This window comes from Pseudomonas sp. X4 (assembly GCF_040784925.1).
Classification (GTDB): Bacteria; Pseudomonadota; Gammaproteobacteria; order Pseudomonadales; family Pseudomonadaceae; genus Aquipseudomonas; species Aquipseudomonas putida_Z.
This window is the reverse complement of the sequence record NZ_CP160798.1, coordinates 5,688,027-5,703,100: the sequence shown is the minus strand read 5'-3', so window position 1 is coordinate 5,703,100 and position 15,074 is coordinate 5,688,027. Positions and strand designations below refer to the sequence as shown.

Sequence of the window (15,074 nt, the reverse complement as noted above, 5' to 3'; positions counted from 1 at the left end):
AACCCGCTCCCACAGGTACGGCGCTCCACTCAAGGGAGGTGAAATCCCTGTGGGAGCGGGTTTACCCGCGAAGAGGCCGGTACAGGCGACAGCTGCCTTCCAGTCAGTCCTGGTAATCGCGGCCCTCGCGGTCCAGCTGCCGGATCAACGCATCCCAATGCCGCTGGATGCCTTCCCCCTTGCCATCGGAAAACCGCTTCGACTGTTCATGCACCTTGGCAATCGCCGCCTGCGATGCATGCAGCAGCTGGTCATTGCCCCCGGCCTGGGCCGCCACCTGGATGTTGCAGGCCCGCTCCAGCCCATGCAGCTCACGGAACGCGTGCTCGACGCTGATCCCCCCGGTGAGCAACCCGTGGTTGCGCAGGATGAGGATGTTGCTGTCGCCCAGGTTGGCCACCAGCCGCTGCTGTTCGTCCAGGTCCAGGGCCACGCCTTCGTAGTCGTGGTAAACCACCCGGCTGTAGTAGGCCAAGGCGTGCTGGGAGATCGGCAGCAGGCCGTCGCGCTGGGCCGATACCGCTGCGCCGTCGCGGGTGTGGGTGTGCAGCACGGCCTTCAGGTCGGGGCGGGCGCGGTGGATTGCGCTATGGATCACGTAGCCGGCCTGGTTGATGCCCAGCCCCAGCGGGTCGTCGATGATGGTGCCGTCGACGTCGACCTTGACCAGATTGGAGGCGGTGATTTCGTCGAACAGCAGGCCGAAGGCGTTGATCAGGAAGTGTTCGTCCGGCCCCGGCACGCGGGCCGAAAAGTGCGTGTAGATGTGGTCGGTCCAGCGGAACAGGGCGGCCAGGCGGTAGGCGGCGGCCAGCTTGACCCGTACCTCCCACTCTTCGGCGCTGACCCGGTCGCGCACCTTGTCGGTGCTGGTAGTGACGGCAGACAGTGAACTCATGGTGTGCTCTCCGGTAATCAGTAGCCGCGCGCGGTGTCGACCAGGTTGGCCAGGGGCGCCTGCTCGCGGTAGCGGTGGAAGTTGGCGATGAAGGCTTCGAGCAGGGCCGGGTAGCCGTCCTCGGAAATGGCCGAGGTGTGCGGCGACAGGAACACCCGTGGGTGGTGATACAGCGGGTGGCCGGCGGGCAGTGGCTCGGGGTCGGTAACATCCAGGCTGGCGCGGCCGATCAGGCCGCTGTCCAGGGCCTCGAGCAGGGCTTGCTGGTCGAGCAGGCCACCGCGGGCGATGTTGATCAGGTGCAGGCCAGGGCGGGCATGGGCCAGCACCTGACGGTCGACCAGGCCACGGGTGGCGGCGGTGAGCGGGGCGGCCAGCACCAGGTGGTCGCTGCCGGCGAACAACTGCTGCAGGTCGGCGGCGCGCCCCACCCCGGGCACCTCGGCGATCGCCTGGCCGGGGCGGCTCAAGGCCAGCACCTGTATGCCAAGGGCCACTGCCTTGCGCGCCAGGCTCTGACCGATACTGCCAAAACCGAGAATGCCCAGGGTGCGGCCGCGCAACGGCGCGAGCGGGGTCAGGCGCCAGTCGGCATCCTTGACCCACAGCCCCGGCAGTTGCTTGGCGGCGGCGAACACCAGGGCCAGGGCGAATTCGGCCACCTGCTCGGCATTGGCGCCCTTGCCGCTGGTGACCGGTGTGCCCTGGAACACCCAGTCGGGGTAGAAGTCGATGCCCGAGGACACCAGCTGCACCCACTTCAGGCCCCAGGGCCAGCCCGGCGGCGGGGTGTCGATGCGCTGCCCGCGCACGTTGATCGGGCGCAGGATGAATACATCGGCAGGGGCTTGCAGGGCCAGCTGGCCGGGGGCGATATCGATGACTTCATGGTCCGGCAGGTGTTCGCGCAGGTGCTGGTTGGCCTGGGCGTCGAGCTGGCTGGCGATGATCGAATGGCTCATGCCTGCACCTCCGCCAGCGCCGCGCGGCCGGCCTGGCCGAACACCACATCGTCCTGCGGGGTGTGGATGCGGCCGCAGAGCACGTCGCGGTAGTGCCGTTCCAGCGGGTTGCGTCGCGACAGCCCGGGGTTGCCGGCGGCCTCGATGGCCAGCTCCACGGCCTGGATGGCATTGGCGCTGACCAGGTGCTTGAGCTGCCCGGCATGCTGCGCGGCGACCTGCCCGGCGGTGGCTGCGTCAAGCAGGCCCTGGTTGGCGAACAGCAGGGTGTCGATGCGCCCCAGCACATCCTGGAAGCGCGGCAGGCTGGCCAGCGGCGCGCCCAGGTTGGAGGGGGCACGCTGCTTGAGAAAACCCGCCAGCCAGTCGCGGGCGGCACGGGCCACGCCGTCGTACACCGCCGGCAGCAGTACGGCCATCCACAGCAGGCTCTCGCCGTCGAGCTCGGCCTTCGGTGCGCTTGCCGGGCTGACGCTGACGGCATGGTCGAGGGGGATCAGCACGTCATCGAAGCGCACTTCATGGCTGCAGGTGGCGCGCATGCCCAGGTGGTCCCAGTCATCGATGATGGTGATGCCGGGCGTGTCGCGATGCACCAGGAAGCCGCCGACCAGCGGGTCGGCGTCGTCGCTGCGGCCCCAGACCAGGTACCAGGTCAAGCCGTGGCTGCCGGTGGAGTAGATCTTGCGCCCGCTCAGGCGCCAGCCCTCGGCTGTGCGCCGCGCCACGGTGGCGGGCAAGCCGCCGCGGGCCGGGGTGCCGAGTTCGGGTTCAACGCGCAGGGCATTGATCAGTGCGCCCTGATGCACGGCATCGCGGGCCACGCGCTGGCGCAGGTGTTCGGGCCAGCGGGCCTCGTCCTGCAGGCGAAAGTGCTGCAGGTACTGCATAACCAGGATCAACGCGGTAGCCGGGTCGCCCTTGCCGACCGCGCCGATTACCCGACGGGCGCTGGCCAGGTCCGCGCCAGTGCCACCGAGTGCGCGGGGTACGGTGAAGGCGAGCAGGCCGTGGCGGTGCAGCAGGTCGAAATTGTCCTGGGGGAACTGCGCGCTGCGGTCGTAGCGTTCGGCGTTGGCCGCGAGGGCCTGCGTCAGCTCGGCGAGGGCGCTGTCGGAGGGGTGACTCATGGGGTTTCATCCCTGAATGACGGTGTGTTGTTAAGACCGTATTCGTATGGATGAACGCTGTAAAAGTCTTTTTGGTTCTATGCTAATTATTTGTTTTAAGAATTTATTGTTTTTACTGTTATGCATGAATTGCATTTATTGGCGGGGCGCCAGGCGCCCCTGCGTGGTCAACCCAGGAGCCTGTGCCCAGCCACCTCGCCGAAAAGCTCGACCGGTTCCTGCAGGTTGCCCAGGTAACGTGGATGGAACAGCCACAGGTCTACCTGCGGCTTGAAATCACTGACGTTGATCACATCCAGCGCATCGCGGTGGCGGCTGGCCTGCAACAGTGGTTCGGGCACCAGCCCCAGGCCCTGGCCGTTGGCGACCAGGCCCAGTTGCAACTCGGTGCCGAAGGTTTCCAGGTTGATCGACAGGCTCAGCCCCTGTTCGCTCAGCGCCCGCTGCAGGCCGGCGCGGAAACCACAGCCATCGGGGTTGAGCACCCAGCCACGGGTGTAGCAGTCCTTGAGCTTGTAGCTACGCTTGGTGACGCTGCCCTTGGCGGCTACCACCTTCAGCGGCATGCGCGCGATCGAACGGCTGGCGATGCCTTCGGGGAAGATCTTGCCCGGTGGGAACAGCGCGGCGGCGGCGTCCAGTTCAGCGTTTTCCATGCGCGCGATGAGGCTGCTGCCCCAACCGCTGCTGACCTGGGTGCGCAATTGCGGGTAGGCCTCGCGAATCTGCGCCAGGGCATCGAGCAGCACCACATCACCCAGGGTTTGCGGCACACCCAGGCGCAGGGTGCCCGAAGGCGCGCCATCGTTGGCCACCAGTTCGCGCAGCGAGTCGATCTCGCGCAGGATCGCCTTGCACTGCTCGTACACCCGCAAGCCCATGGGGGTGGGCTTGAGCGGCTTGGTGTTGCGGTCGAGCAGGGTGGCGCCAAGGTCTTCCTCGAAGTTCTGCACCCGGCGGGTGATCGCCGGTTGCGTCAGTTGCAGGGCCTCGGCGGCGAGGTTGGTGGATTGGCAGCGGATGACCGCGACGAAGGCGTCCATATCATCGATTTTCATAATTGGCGCTCACTGGGTCGGATGGAAAATAAGGCATTAGCATAATCTGCCTGGCGGGTAATGCCATCGGTTCTGTTTTGATAGATGAAAACGCATATTAGGATATTCCTAAAATCAATTTAGTTTATTTGACGGATCTCGCTAGAGTCGCCTGGCACGGGCCGCATGATGCTGCCCGCCCAGACACCGAGGAACGCCATGTCCATCCGATCGAAGCTGCTGACCCTGGCCGCGGCCCTGCTGCTGGCCAGCCAGGCCGGCGCCGCCGAGCGCCTGACCCTGCGCATCGGCGACCAGAAGGGCAACATGCGCGCCCAGCTGGAAGCCGCAGGCGCATTGCGCGACCTGCCTTACGACATCCACTGGGCCGAGTTCCCCGCTGCCGCGCCGCTGGCCGAGGCGCTCAATGCCGGGGCGATCGATGCCGGCATCATCGGTGATGCGCCGCTGCTGTTCGTGCTGGCTTCGGGGGCACCGGTCAAGGCCATTGCCGTGGACAAGTCCGACCCCTATGGCACGGCGCTGCTGGTGCGTCCTGACGCGCAGCTGCACAGCGCGGCCGAGCTCAAGGGCAAGCGCATCGCCACTGGTCGCGGGTCGATCGGCCATCATCTGGCCCTCAAGGCACTGGACCAGGTCGGCTTGAGCGAGAAGGACGTGGAGTTCCGCTTCCTCGGGCCGGTGGACGCCAAGATCGCCCTGGCCAACGGCTCGGTGGACGCCTGGTCGACCTGGGAACCCTACACCGCGCTGGCCGAGCTGAGCGGGCAGGGCAGGGTGCTGGTCAACGGCCGCGGCCTTTCCAGCGGCAACAGCTTCCTCGCCGCCACCGACAAGGCGCTGGATCAACCCGAGCGACGCGCGGCGTTGCAGGACTACCTCAACCGCCTGGCCGGGGCGCAGGTCTGGGCCAACCAGCACCTGGACAGCTACTCGAAAACCCTGGCCGCGATCATCGGCTTCCCCGAGGACGCCGCTCGCTTGCAGTTCGAGCGCCGCCAGCTGCGCTGGCAGGTGATCGACCCGCAGACCGTGGCGCAACAGCAGGACACCGCCGATTTCTACCACGCCCACGGCCTGATGAGCGAACGCCTCGATGTGGCACCGACCTTCGCCACCGGCTTTACCCTGCCCGATGCCGCCACGCTGGCCGCGCAACCCTGACTCCGGAGACCTCTACATGTCCTTCAAACCCCTGCGCCAGCTTGGCCTGGCGCTACTGGCCAGCGCCTTGCTGCCGAGCCTCGCCAGCGCCGAACAGACCCTGCGCATCGGCTACCAGAAATCCTCGACCCTGCTGACCCTGCTCAAGGCCCGCGGCAGCCTCGAACAACGCCTGCAGGCCGAGGGCATTCGCGTCAGCTGGCACGAGTTCCCCAGCGGCTTGCCATTGCTGGAGGCGCTGAACCTGGGCAATGTCGACCTGTCGGCGGATGTTGCCGACACCGTTCCGGTATTCACCCAGGCTGCCGGCGCCAGGCTCACCTACTTCGCCCGGGAGACGCCATCGCCAACGGCCCAGGCCATCCTGGTGCCGGCGGACTCGCCACTCAGGACCCTGGCCGACCTCAAGGGCAAGCGCGTGGCGGTGACCAAGGCCGCTGGCAGCCACTACCTGCTGATCCAGGCCCTGGCCAAGGCCGGGCTGACCTTCAAGGACATCACCCCGGCCTACCTGATCCCTGCCGACGGCCGCGCCGCCTTCGAGAACCACAAGGTCGATGCCTGGGTAACCTGGGACCCTTACGTGGCCAGCGCCCAGCGCCAGCAGAATGCTCGCATCCTGGCCGACGGCAGCGAACTGGCCAGCTACCAGCGCTACTACCTGGCCAGCAGCGACTATGCCCAGGCCCACCCCGAGGTGCTGCAGCAGGTGTACCAGGCCCTGCGTGAGGCAGGTGTCTGGACCAAGGCCAACCCGGCGGCCGCAGCGCGCATCCTCGGGCCGCTATGGGGCAACCTGGACAGTGCCACGGTGCAGCAGGCCAATGCGCGGCGCAGCTACGACGTGCAGCCGGTGAAGCCGGAGAACCTGGCCGAGCAGCAGCGCATCGCCGATGCGTTCTACCGCGAGGGGTTGTTGCCTAAGGCGGTGGATGCCAAGGCGGTGAGCTTGTATCAGCCGGTTGCAGACTAGCGTGGCTAGTCTGTTTGGTTTGTTCTGTCTTGTTTTCAATGTCCGCTTTCGGGCGAAAGCGGTAAGTATCAACTAATGGATTTGGCCATTTCCGACGTTCCAGTCCAACCGGTTTGCTCATAGACCGGTTTACCCGTCTCGGTGGCGTGCAGGACAGCGAAGGTGATGCCTCGGCGAGCGAACTCGGCGTCGGCTGCCTGCATCAAGGCTGAAGCCAGGCCACGGCGGCGGTAGGCCGGCTGGACGAACACATTCAGCACGTACCCACGCTTGTCCAGGGTCGGGTGCGATGGATGGGGAGGCCAATCAATGCTCATCAAGCCAATGGCTGCGACAGGTTGGTCGCCATCCAGGAGCTTGAAACCGTAGTACCGACCGTCACCGAGCCGCTCTTCCAGCCATGGGCGAAAGTGCTGAGTCATGACTTGCAGTTTTTCAGGGTCGCCACCTGCCTCAAGAAACATCTCCTGGCGATGCGAGCAGATCATTTCTGCGTCATCGGGCCCGACAGGCCGGCACTCCAAGCCTGAAAACTCTCCACATCCTTGTAGTTCGATCATCGTTTATCCAGTGTCAGTGGCCGATTCATGGAAAGGCAGCCTATGGCACCTTCAGGCCTGTTTGCAATGGCTGACGATCGACCTTGGCAAGCCACTCAGCTTTTGTCATCTCTCCTGGAGCTGCACAAACTCATTGAATCAGCGGGGCCCATGTAGGAGCGGCCTTGTGTCGCGATGGGGCGCGCAGCGGCCCCGGCAATTTCAACTGTTGCGCATCATTCCTGGGGCCGCGATGCGGCCCTTTCGCGACACAAGGCCGCTCCTACAGGTACAGCGACAACCTCGAGAGCAACGATGATCAGGCTTGTACCGCGTTGACCCCGCCAGTGGGCATGGATTTTTTGCGCACCGCTTGATAGAGAAGGCTGGACACCATGAAGCCCACAATGGCCAGTATGCTCATCAAGGTGAACACATAGTTGTAGCCCTGTTGACCAGGGAAGTGGTCGAGGAGCGCGCCATAGATGACGTAGGCAAACATGCCGGGGGCATAGCCGATCAGGCAACCGATGCCGAAGGCCGAGCCGGTGATGTGCTGGGGAATGCCGACTTCGCCCATGGGAGCCCAGAACACGCCGCGCATCGAAAACACAATCAGGGCGAAGGATAGGGTGGCCGCCATCCCCGCATAGATGAAGCCCGGGCTTTTGGGAATCAGCATGATCACGCCCATCAGCGGCAATAACGCCAGGAATGCCCACTTCAGGTAACGGCTGGTGCTCTTGAACTGCTTGTCGGCAATGAAACCACCGGCAGGCCCGCCGAGGATTTTCAGGAAGTACTGGTTGATGATGCCGTATGCACCGACCAACGCCACGGGCAACCCGTACATTTCCTTGAGGTAGGGAATGAAATAGGTCAGGCCGCAGTAGACGATGTAGACCATGAACACGTTGAGACTGACCAACCAGATACCGGGTACCTTGATCGCCTCCATCAGGTTCGCCAGACCGTTTTTCGGCTTGGCGGCCGATTGCGCGTTACCGCCCTTGAGCAGGAGCCAGGTCAGGGTGCCGGCCAGAATGTCGATGACCGAGTAGAACAGGATAGCCGCCTTCAGGCCGGTTTCCCCCGAGCCCATGGCGACGAACACGCCCAGTGCGGAAAAGGCCACCAGCGTATCAACCACGCCACGCCCGCCTTCCAGCAGGCCGAACAACCGGCCTTGCTCCTGATCGTCACCCAGATTACGGATGGCTTTGAGCAGCGATGGCCAGAACAGACAGTCGGCACAGACGGCCAACAGACTGAACACGATCAGCAAGCTGCTGAAGGGCGGAAAGGTTGCCAGGTACAACCCAAGAGCTCCGGTCCCGATCAGACCGAGGGGGATCAGTTTGCGCGTGTCATAGCGATCGGCGAGCAGGCCGCCAACCACAAACAGTGCAGTCGCGATGATCGCGTTGGCACTCAACAGCACGCCGATTTCAGTGTGGCTCAGGCCCATGAATTCCTGCATGGGGACATAGAAGGCGTCCTTGAGGTTCGCCAACTTGTAAATGGTGCCGCCACCGAGGATGAGAATCAGGAGTCTGAGCCATTTGGCCTTGTTTTGAGTTGTCATTATTGTTCTCCGGGCGTAATCGGGTCGTCAGGTTCAGGCGTTGGAAGGGGGGGCCAGGGTCAGTTCAGCCAAGGTGCGCAGTTCGCCCAGCAAGCGTCGGACATAGGCCACCTGATTGTTCGCCCAGCGGTGTTCGTCGGCCAGCATGCGCTCGAGCGAGTAGCCTTTCGGGAGCGGCGTTTCGCTCATCTTCCGGTAAGCAATGAATGGATCGGCCGCTTCGAGGCTCTGCCGGAAGGCCGGGGCCACGTAGTGATTTTCCTGCTCGAGAATGAACGCGATCACCTGTGGGGTTGCTTCGCCCAGCATCAACAGTTCGAACAGCATGCGGGCGCTGGGCAGGTCGTCTTCGTCGCTGCCTTGCAATACGCCGTAATGGCCGAAGCCGTTTTGTTCGGGGACGATGCGTACGCCCTTCAGGTGAGCCTGGCGGATGTGCGGCGCCAGGTTGTGCAGGGCCTGCAGGGGCTGTTCGCAGGCATTGATCATGTTGCCAAAGTCGAACAGGGCATGCAGGCGAGGGTGGTTGAGACGGTTGAGCAACTGCGCGATTTCGCTGCTCTTGAGTTCTTCATGCTGCTCGAAGTCAAAGTAAAGATCGTTGGCGTCGGCCTGTTGCGCGAGGTAGTGCAGGTCTGTCTCGATCACGTCCATCACCCGCGACAGCGTGCCCTCGTAACGTGAGTAGACACGGATGTTCCGCACCCCCAGGGCCTTGGCGATGGCGATCACCTGGTCGACATCCTTTTTCAGCGTGCTGCTGATTTCCAGGTGCACATCCAGCCCCAGCGCCTTGGCCTTGCTGGCAAACGCCTGGAGCTGCTCTGGCGACATCTGGCTCAGGCTGTTTTCCTCGCCGTCGAGCAAGTGCAGGCTCAGGCCTTGCAGCTCGTGGCGATAGGCAAAATCCAGCAGGTCGGCGGGGGTGACACGACCGTGGGTGAGGTTGGTCAGCAGCGGGTAGGCGTGGGCAAACAGGCGCAATTGCCCGAGACGCTCAAGCAACCGCTGGGCCAGTGCTTCGGTCAGCACTGGAGCAGCTACGTGTTCGACCACCTTGTGGCTCAGCAAGGCGTTGAATCGTTCCTGGATCTTGTTGTTCATTAGAGTCGTTCCTGGTTCAGACTCCGGGTCTACCGGCGCAGCCTTTATCGCGCCAGTCAGGAACTCTCGATAGATCCATTATCAACTAATTGATAAGGCCACTTGCCTCGCATCAAGTGGCTGGCGGAAGGTAACCCAGCGTGCGCAAGGCCTGGGCCAGCTCCTCGACACGCTCCCGGGCCTGCTTTTCGGGCGTGCCGGCAAAGCCGATCAACAGGGCAGGCGGCAGGTCATGCTTGATGCGGTAGTCGCTCAAGGCGTAGGTGTGAATGTTGTGTCGGGCCAGTTGCCGGGCGATGTCAGTGTCACTCAGTTCGGGGGGCAGCCAGGCGATCAGGTGCATGCCGGCATCCGTCGGAGTAATCCTGAAAAAGCTGCCGATCTGCTTTTCAAGTTGTTCGATCAATGCCTGCTGGCGCGCCTTGTACAGTGCACGCATGCGGCGGATGTGCCCCAAGAAGTGGCCTTCGCTCATGAAGTCCGCCGTTGTGGCCTGAAGCAGCGTGGGCGGGCTGCGATCCATGACCGCGCGCAGGGTGCAGAAGGGCTCGACCAGAGCCTGCGGCAGAATCACGTAACCCAGTCGCAGTGACGGAAAGAGCACTTTGCTGAACGTGCCGACGTAGATCACTCGGGCCATCTGGTCCAAGGCATACAGTGCCGGGAGAAGTCGACCACTGTAGCGAAACTCGCTGTCGCAATCGTCCTCGATGATCCAGCTCTGATGCTGCGCAGCCCAGTCGATGAGTGCCTGGCGCCGCACATAACTCAGGGTGACACCCAAAGGATGCTGACGCGAAGGCGTACAAAATACCAGGCGTGCATCAGGGCACTCGGCAAGGCCTTGCTGGACATCGATCCCCTGTTCATCAATACGCAACGGAATGATCTTGGCCCCCTGGGCTTGCAACGCAATTCGCGCGGCGATGTGCCCAGGGTCTTCCATCCAGACACTGTCCTGCGGATTGAGCAGCAGCATGCCCAGCAGGTTGAACGCTTGCTGCGCGCCGGAAACGATCACCACTTGCTCGGCATTGCAGTCGATACCTCGCGCATCGAAGACGTATTCGGCAATCGCTGTGCGAAACGCCTGCAAACCTTGCAACTCGCCATAACCCAGAATCGCCTTGGTCGGCTTGAGCAAATGACGGTTCATCAGGCGCCGCCAGATGGCTTGCGGAAATTCTTCATAGGTGCTGTGACTGGGCAGGAAGGAGGTCGGCGTCGCGGGATCCCAGTCGGCATAGGACACCCCGCGAAAATGATCGCTGCGCAGCGACAGCATCGACTGGCTCAGTTCGGACAGGCGCGGTGGCTGGCGCGGTTGCTCGTCCTCGATACTTCGGCTTTCCCACTCAGTACCGACATACGTACCTGCACCCGTGCGCGAGGCCAGGAAACCTTCGGCAATCAACTGATCGAAAGCATTGAGGATGGTGATCCGCGACAGCCCCAACTCGATGCTCAAGGTCCGGGTCGACGGCAGGCGCACGCCCCCCTGAATTCTGCCGTTGAGTATCTGTTTGCGGATCTGCAGATACAGCTGGCGGTACAGGGGTATGGCACTGGCACGGTCCAGTTCGATAGCCGACAGCAGCAAACCTGTGGGGGATTTCATGACATGCTCGTCTGGTGAAATGGGACTTGACCTGGAAACCGTCAGGCGACGGGGCTTTCAGGGTAGCGAGCGATACCCGATAAGTCATCCGTCCGGCTTTGATGTCCGGCGCAGGTTGGTGGCTGGATACTGCAGAAAAGACCGATTAAAGCGTCCGCTTTGGGTCGTCAGTCGGGAATGGCTTCTAACGACCCATAGCGGAAATCTGTAACCAGGGCCGCTTCGCGGCCCATCGCCGGCAAGCGCGGCTCCCACAAGTACAGCGCATGACTGAAGGCTGGTGATATTCCTGTGGGAGCCGGCTTGCCGGCGATGAGGCCTGCACTGACTACAGAGCTTTGGATCAGTGTCCGCCGTGGGTCGTTAGCCGCCATTCGCGGTCGATCGCTTTTGGCCCAAAGTGGACCTTACAATCAAGGCGCACAAGCGCCCGCTATGCGATACAGTTGGCGCTTTTTTGTGCCCGGCTGTTTCGTTTTATGGCGGCTGTGCGTGGGGCGCCTCCGTGCGCGCCGGTTTCCTTGATTCCCGGTTGACCAACCCGCGTACAGTCGCCACCCATTCGTTTGGTCACGTTGTGTGGCGGCTCCAGTGAATCAAGGAGCGACACAATGACAAAAGGCTTACCCGATCCTCCCGTACGCGCCACCACGGCGTCCTCCAGTTTCTCCACGTGCGAATGCAGCCATCCACCGTTGTTTGCCGTGCGTTCTGGGGTGGACTACGAAGATGCGCTGGTGCATCTGTCCACGCTGCTCAAAGGCGCGTTTGCGACCAATCTCAAGGCACTGGAGCTGGCCAAGGGAACCTGTCGTGATCTGTTGTTGAGCAATGACCATGGGCTGGATTCGGCCAAGGCGGTGGTGGAGGCGTTGCTGGATGGGGTGGAGAGACAGCAACTGGTTGGGCGGAAGACGGTACCGGGTGTCTGACGGGCGCTTGGGCTTTGTTTGATTCAAGCGGCAGCCGTGATTGACCTTGAGGGCCTCTTCGCGGGTGAACCCGCTCCCACAGGTACAGCGCCAACTCGAAGCCCGCGCAGTACCTGTAGGAGCGGGCGCGCCCGCGAAGCAGACGACGCGGTGGATGGCACCGGCTTTGCCGGTGTTCGCGGGCATGCCCGCTCCCACAGGTTCAGCGTCAACTCGAAGCCCGCGCAGTATCTGTGGGAGCGGGTTTACCCGCGAAGCAGGCGCCGCGGTGGATGGCACCGGCTGTGCCGGTGTTCGCGGGTAAACCCGCTCCCACCATGATCGCCGTTGGGCAAAACGACAGTTATGGGTCGTTATCCGCGGTACGCACCAGAACCGTTATCCAACCTGGCAGTCGTTCACCGCTGGCAGGCCCCCGCGCTGTACTGACCATAGCCCCGGATCAGGCTCTAGGTTGCCTTTCGCCAACCACCGATCGTCAGCTCCATCGACCTCCAAGCCTGCCGCCCGGTCAACCGGGAGACCCTAGGCCGCGATGGTGAACCAATGGACGTCTTTGCTGACAATGAAATGTCGACCCGCAGTGATGTGGTCGGGCAACTGATCGTGGCGTTTTCCCTGATTCTGCTGTTGGCCTTGTTGCTGGGGCTGTTCTCCCTCTACCGCCTCGCCGGGGCGCTGGATGCTCGAGAAGTGGAGCAAAGCCGCTTCTATGCAGAATCCGCCATGGCCCAGCTGCAGAAGAACGACAGGACGTTCCTGCTGACCCATGCCAACTGGCAGGCCGCCTATGATCATTTGGGCGGGCAGGTCGATGCACATTGGGCATACGACGAGGACAACGTCGGCGCCACGCTTTATACCTCCGATGGATACGAAGGCGTATATGTGCTCGATGACGACGGTACGCGGTACGCAATACTGGACGGTAAGCTCAGCCAGCAGGGCCTGGAGCAGCATACCGTCAGTGCCGGCAAGATCCTGCAGGAGGCTCGGCAAGCAGCGCAGCACGAGCAGGCGTCTTCAGGCTATCTGGTCTTTCGTGGCCAGCCGGCGGTGTACGTCGCTGCACTGATCCGCCCGCAGACCCAGCCGGCCCGCCCGCCGGGACCAACTGCGGTGTTGGTGTTCATTCGGGTTCTATCGCCACAGGTGCTCTTGCCGCTGGGTCAGGCGGCGGGGCTGTCCGGCCTGGCCGTGGGCGATTCGGCCGATCAGCGCCAAGGGCGCGGTGCCCTGCCACTCGAAGGCAGCGGCCACACCTTGACATGGGATATACCGCAGCCCGGCACCGAACTGATCCACACGGTAATCGCGCCCTTGGCTATCGCCGTTATATTCATCGCGCTGAGCATGGCATTGTTTGCACGCTATGCGATCCGCGCCAGCACCAGGATCGATCGCAGCCACCGTGCGCTGGTGACTTCCAGGGTTGCCCTGCAATCAAGTGAAGAGCGCTTCAAGGCAGTGGCCGAAGCTGCCTCGGACTGGATCTGGGAAACGGATGTGCTCCTCCGCCTGACCTACCTTTCGGACCGGTTCACCGAACTCACCGGGCACCCCGTCGAGGCCTGGAGACAGCGCCCGATTACCGAGTTGCTGTCGTGTGATACCAGCAACCTCCGGACCTCGCTGCACAGCCTGGCCGCGACAGGCTCTTCCGGCACGCTGCGCTGCCAGTACCAGGACCATCTAGGCCAGCAGCGTATCTGCAGGATCGCTTCTCGCGCGATCGTGGCCGAGGGCGTGTGTACCGGCTTTCGTGGCACGTGCAGCGACATCACCGACGAAGTCGCCGCCCATGCCCAGATTCAGCACCTCTCCTTGCACGACGCCCTGACCGGCCTGCCGAATCGCAACAAGCTGTTCCGTTTCCTCGAACAATCAGCCCCTGGCGCTGAGCTACCGCAGGTGGCGCTGCTGATGCTCGATCTGGACAACTTCAAGCCAATCAACGACAGCCTTGGGCATCCGGCCGGCGACGCGGTGCTGCTCGAGGTAGCGAGCCGCCTCGGTCAAGTTACCCGTGACAGTGATCTGGTCGCCCGTCTGGGAGGCGATGAGTTCATCGTCGTACTGACCCGGCCAGGCGATCAGCAGGACATGGACCGATTCTGCATGCGCGTGATCGAGGCGATCAAACGCCCCATTCAGGTCGAAGGGCATGTCGTGCAAGTGGGGGTAAGCCTGGGTGTAGTGCTGTCGGCCGAGTACCCTGGTACGCCGAGCGACCTGATCCGACACGCCGACGTGGCCCTTTACAGCGCCAAGCAGGCGGGCAAGAACACCTGGCGCTTCTTTTCGGCACAGATGAACGCCGCTTTGATGGAGAAGCGTGTGCTGGAAAGCGAGCTGCGTGAGGGCATACCGCGTGGCGAACTGGTGCTGCATTTTCAGCCGCGCTTCAAGGTCGATGGGGTCTCGATCGCATCGGCCGAGGCCCTGGTGCGCTGGCAACACCCGCGCCTGGGCCTGCTCCGCCCGGATCGTTTCATCCCGCTTGCCGAAGAGTCCGACCTGATCGTGCTGCTTGGCAACTGGGTGCTGCAGGAAGCCTGTATCAAGGCGCGGGGCTGGCCGCAGGCGGTGATGGTCTCGGTCAACATGTCGCCGGCCCAGTTCAGCCGCAGCGATGTGGTCCGCGACGTCGGCAACGCGTTGCGCGCCACCGGGCTGCCAGCCCACCGCCTGGAGCTGGAAATTACCGAGAACGTCATGCTCAACGATGTCGAAGGCGCACTGCACACCATGCTTGCACTGAAGGAGCTGGGCGTGCGCCTGAACATGGACGACTTCGGGACCGGTTACTCCTCGTTGGGCTACCTGCGTACCTACCCGTTCGACAGCATCAAGATCGACAAGCGCTTCGTGCAGCACCTGGGCAAGAGCGGCAGCGATCGTAGCGTGGTCCAGGCCATCATCAACCTTGGCAATGCAATGGGCATGACGGTGACTGCCGAAGGTGTCGAGACCGCCGAGCAACTGGCCTTGCTCAGCGATGACCAATGCCATGAAGTACAAGGCTTTTTGCTCAGCAAACCGCTGGAAAACGAGGTACTGATGGGGATGATGAAAGACCAGGTATCGTTAGCGCAATGACGCCTCGCAGAG

The 15,074-nt window shown here is 63.0% G+C and carries 12 protein-coding genes; 4 read left to right on the top strand and 8 right to left on the bottom strand.

The annotated features are described in order from the left end of the window. Nucleotides 1-103 precede the first annotated feature (103 nt). From ABX298_RS25335 to ABX298_RS25320, 4 genes are all read right to left on the bottom strand, one after another. On the bottom strand, nt 104-898 hold the full coding sequence (locus ABX298_RS25335) for a class II aldolase/adducin family protein (protein WP_025339460.1): 795 nt from the start codon (nt 896-898) through the stop codon (nt 104-106). Nucleotides 899-915: 17 nt separating this feature from the next. Beyond that, nucleotides 916-1,860: a D-isomer specific 2-hydroxyacid dehydrogenase family protein gene (locus ABX298_RS25330; protein WP_367393834.1), complete on the bottom strand. Its 945-nt coding sequence runs from the start codon at nt 1,858-1,860 to the stop codon at nt 916-918. Beyond that, the gene (locus ABX298_RS25325) at nt 1,857-2,990 is read right to left on the bottom strand and encodes an acyl-CoA dehydrogenase family protein (protein WP_367393833.1); all 1,134 of its coding nucleotides are present in this window, start codon (nt 2,988-2,990) and stop codon (nt 1,857-1,859) included. Before ABX298_RS25325 ends, ABX298_RS25330 begins: the two co-directional genes overlap by 4 nt. Nucleotides 2,991-3,157: 167 nt before the next feature. Next, nucleotides 3,158-4,048, bottom strand: coding sequence for a LysR family transcriptional regulator (locus ABX298_RS25320; RefSeq protein WP_075045447.1), 891 nt, complete (start codon nt 4,046-4,048; stop codon nt 3,158-3,160). Nucleotides 4,049-4,246: 198 nt separating this feature from the next. On the opposite strand from ABX298_RS25320, the gene ABX298_RS25315 reads away from it, so the two are divergent. Then, complete coding sequence (locus tag ABX298_RS25315; RefSeq protein WP_085616303.1) at nt 4,247-5,212, top strand: ABC transporter substrate-binding protein; 966 nt, start codon at nt 4,247-4,249, stop codon at nt 5,210-5,212. A gap of 16 nt (nt 5,213-5,228) precedes the next feature. After that, complete coding sequence (locus ABX298_RS25310) at nt 5,229-6,185, top strand: aliphatic sulfonate ABC transporter substrate-binding protein (protein WP_075045444.1); 957 nt, start codon at nt 5,229-5,231, stop codon at nt 6,183-6,185. Nucleotides 6,186-6,253: 68 nt separating this feature from the next. Here ABX298_RS25310 and ABX298_RS25305 read toward each other — a convergent pair whose 3' ends face one another. From ABX298_RS25305 to ABX298_RS25290, 4 genes are all read right to left on the bottom strand, one after another. After that, nucleotides 6,254-6,745, bottom strand: a complete 492-nt coding sequence (locus tag ABX298_RS25305; RefSeq protein ID WP_367393832.1) for a GNAT family N-acetyltransferase — start codon at nt 6,743-6,745, stop codon at nt 6,254-6,256. A 298-nt stretch (nt 6,746-7,043) separates the two neighbouring features. After that, on the bottom strand, nt 7,044-8,309 hold the full coding sequence (locus tag ABX298_RS25300; RefSeq protein WP_367393831.1) for an MFS transporter: 1,266 nt from the start codon (nt 8,307-8,309) through the stop codon (nt 7,044-7,046). A gap of 33 nt (nt 8,310-8,342) precedes the next feature. Further along, the gene (locus tag ABX298_RS25295) at nt 8,343-9,413 is read right to left on the bottom strand and encodes a sugar phosphate isomerase/epimerase family protein (RefSeq protein ID WP_367393830.1); all 1,071 of its coding nucleotides are present in this window, start codon (nt 9,411-9,413) and stop codon (nt 8,343-8,345) included. Between the two features lie 112 nt (nt 9,414-9,525). Continuing rightward, a complete protein-coding gene (locus ABX298_RS25290; RefSeq protein ID WP_367393829.1) occupies nt 9,526-11,031 on the bottom strand; it encodes a PLP-dependent aminotransferase family protein in 1,506 nt (501 codons plus the stop codon). 695 nt (nt 11,032-11,726) lie between these two features. On the opposite strand from ABX298_RS25290, the gene ABX298_RS25285 reads away from it, so the two are divergent. Further along, entirely contained in the window at nt 11,727-11,963 is a 237-nt protein-coding gene (locus tag ABX298_RS25285) for a hypothetical protein (RefSeq protein ID WP_015270586.1), read from the top strand. A gap of 546 nt (nt 11,964-12,509) precedes the next feature. Further along, nucleotides 12,510-15,062: an EAL domain-containing protein gene (locus ABX298_RS25280; RefSeq protein ID WP_367393828.1), complete on the top strand. Its 2,553-nt coding sequence runs from the start codon at nt 12,510-12,512 to the stop codon at nt 15,060-15,062. Nucleotides 15,063-15,074 lie beyond the last annotated feature (12 nt).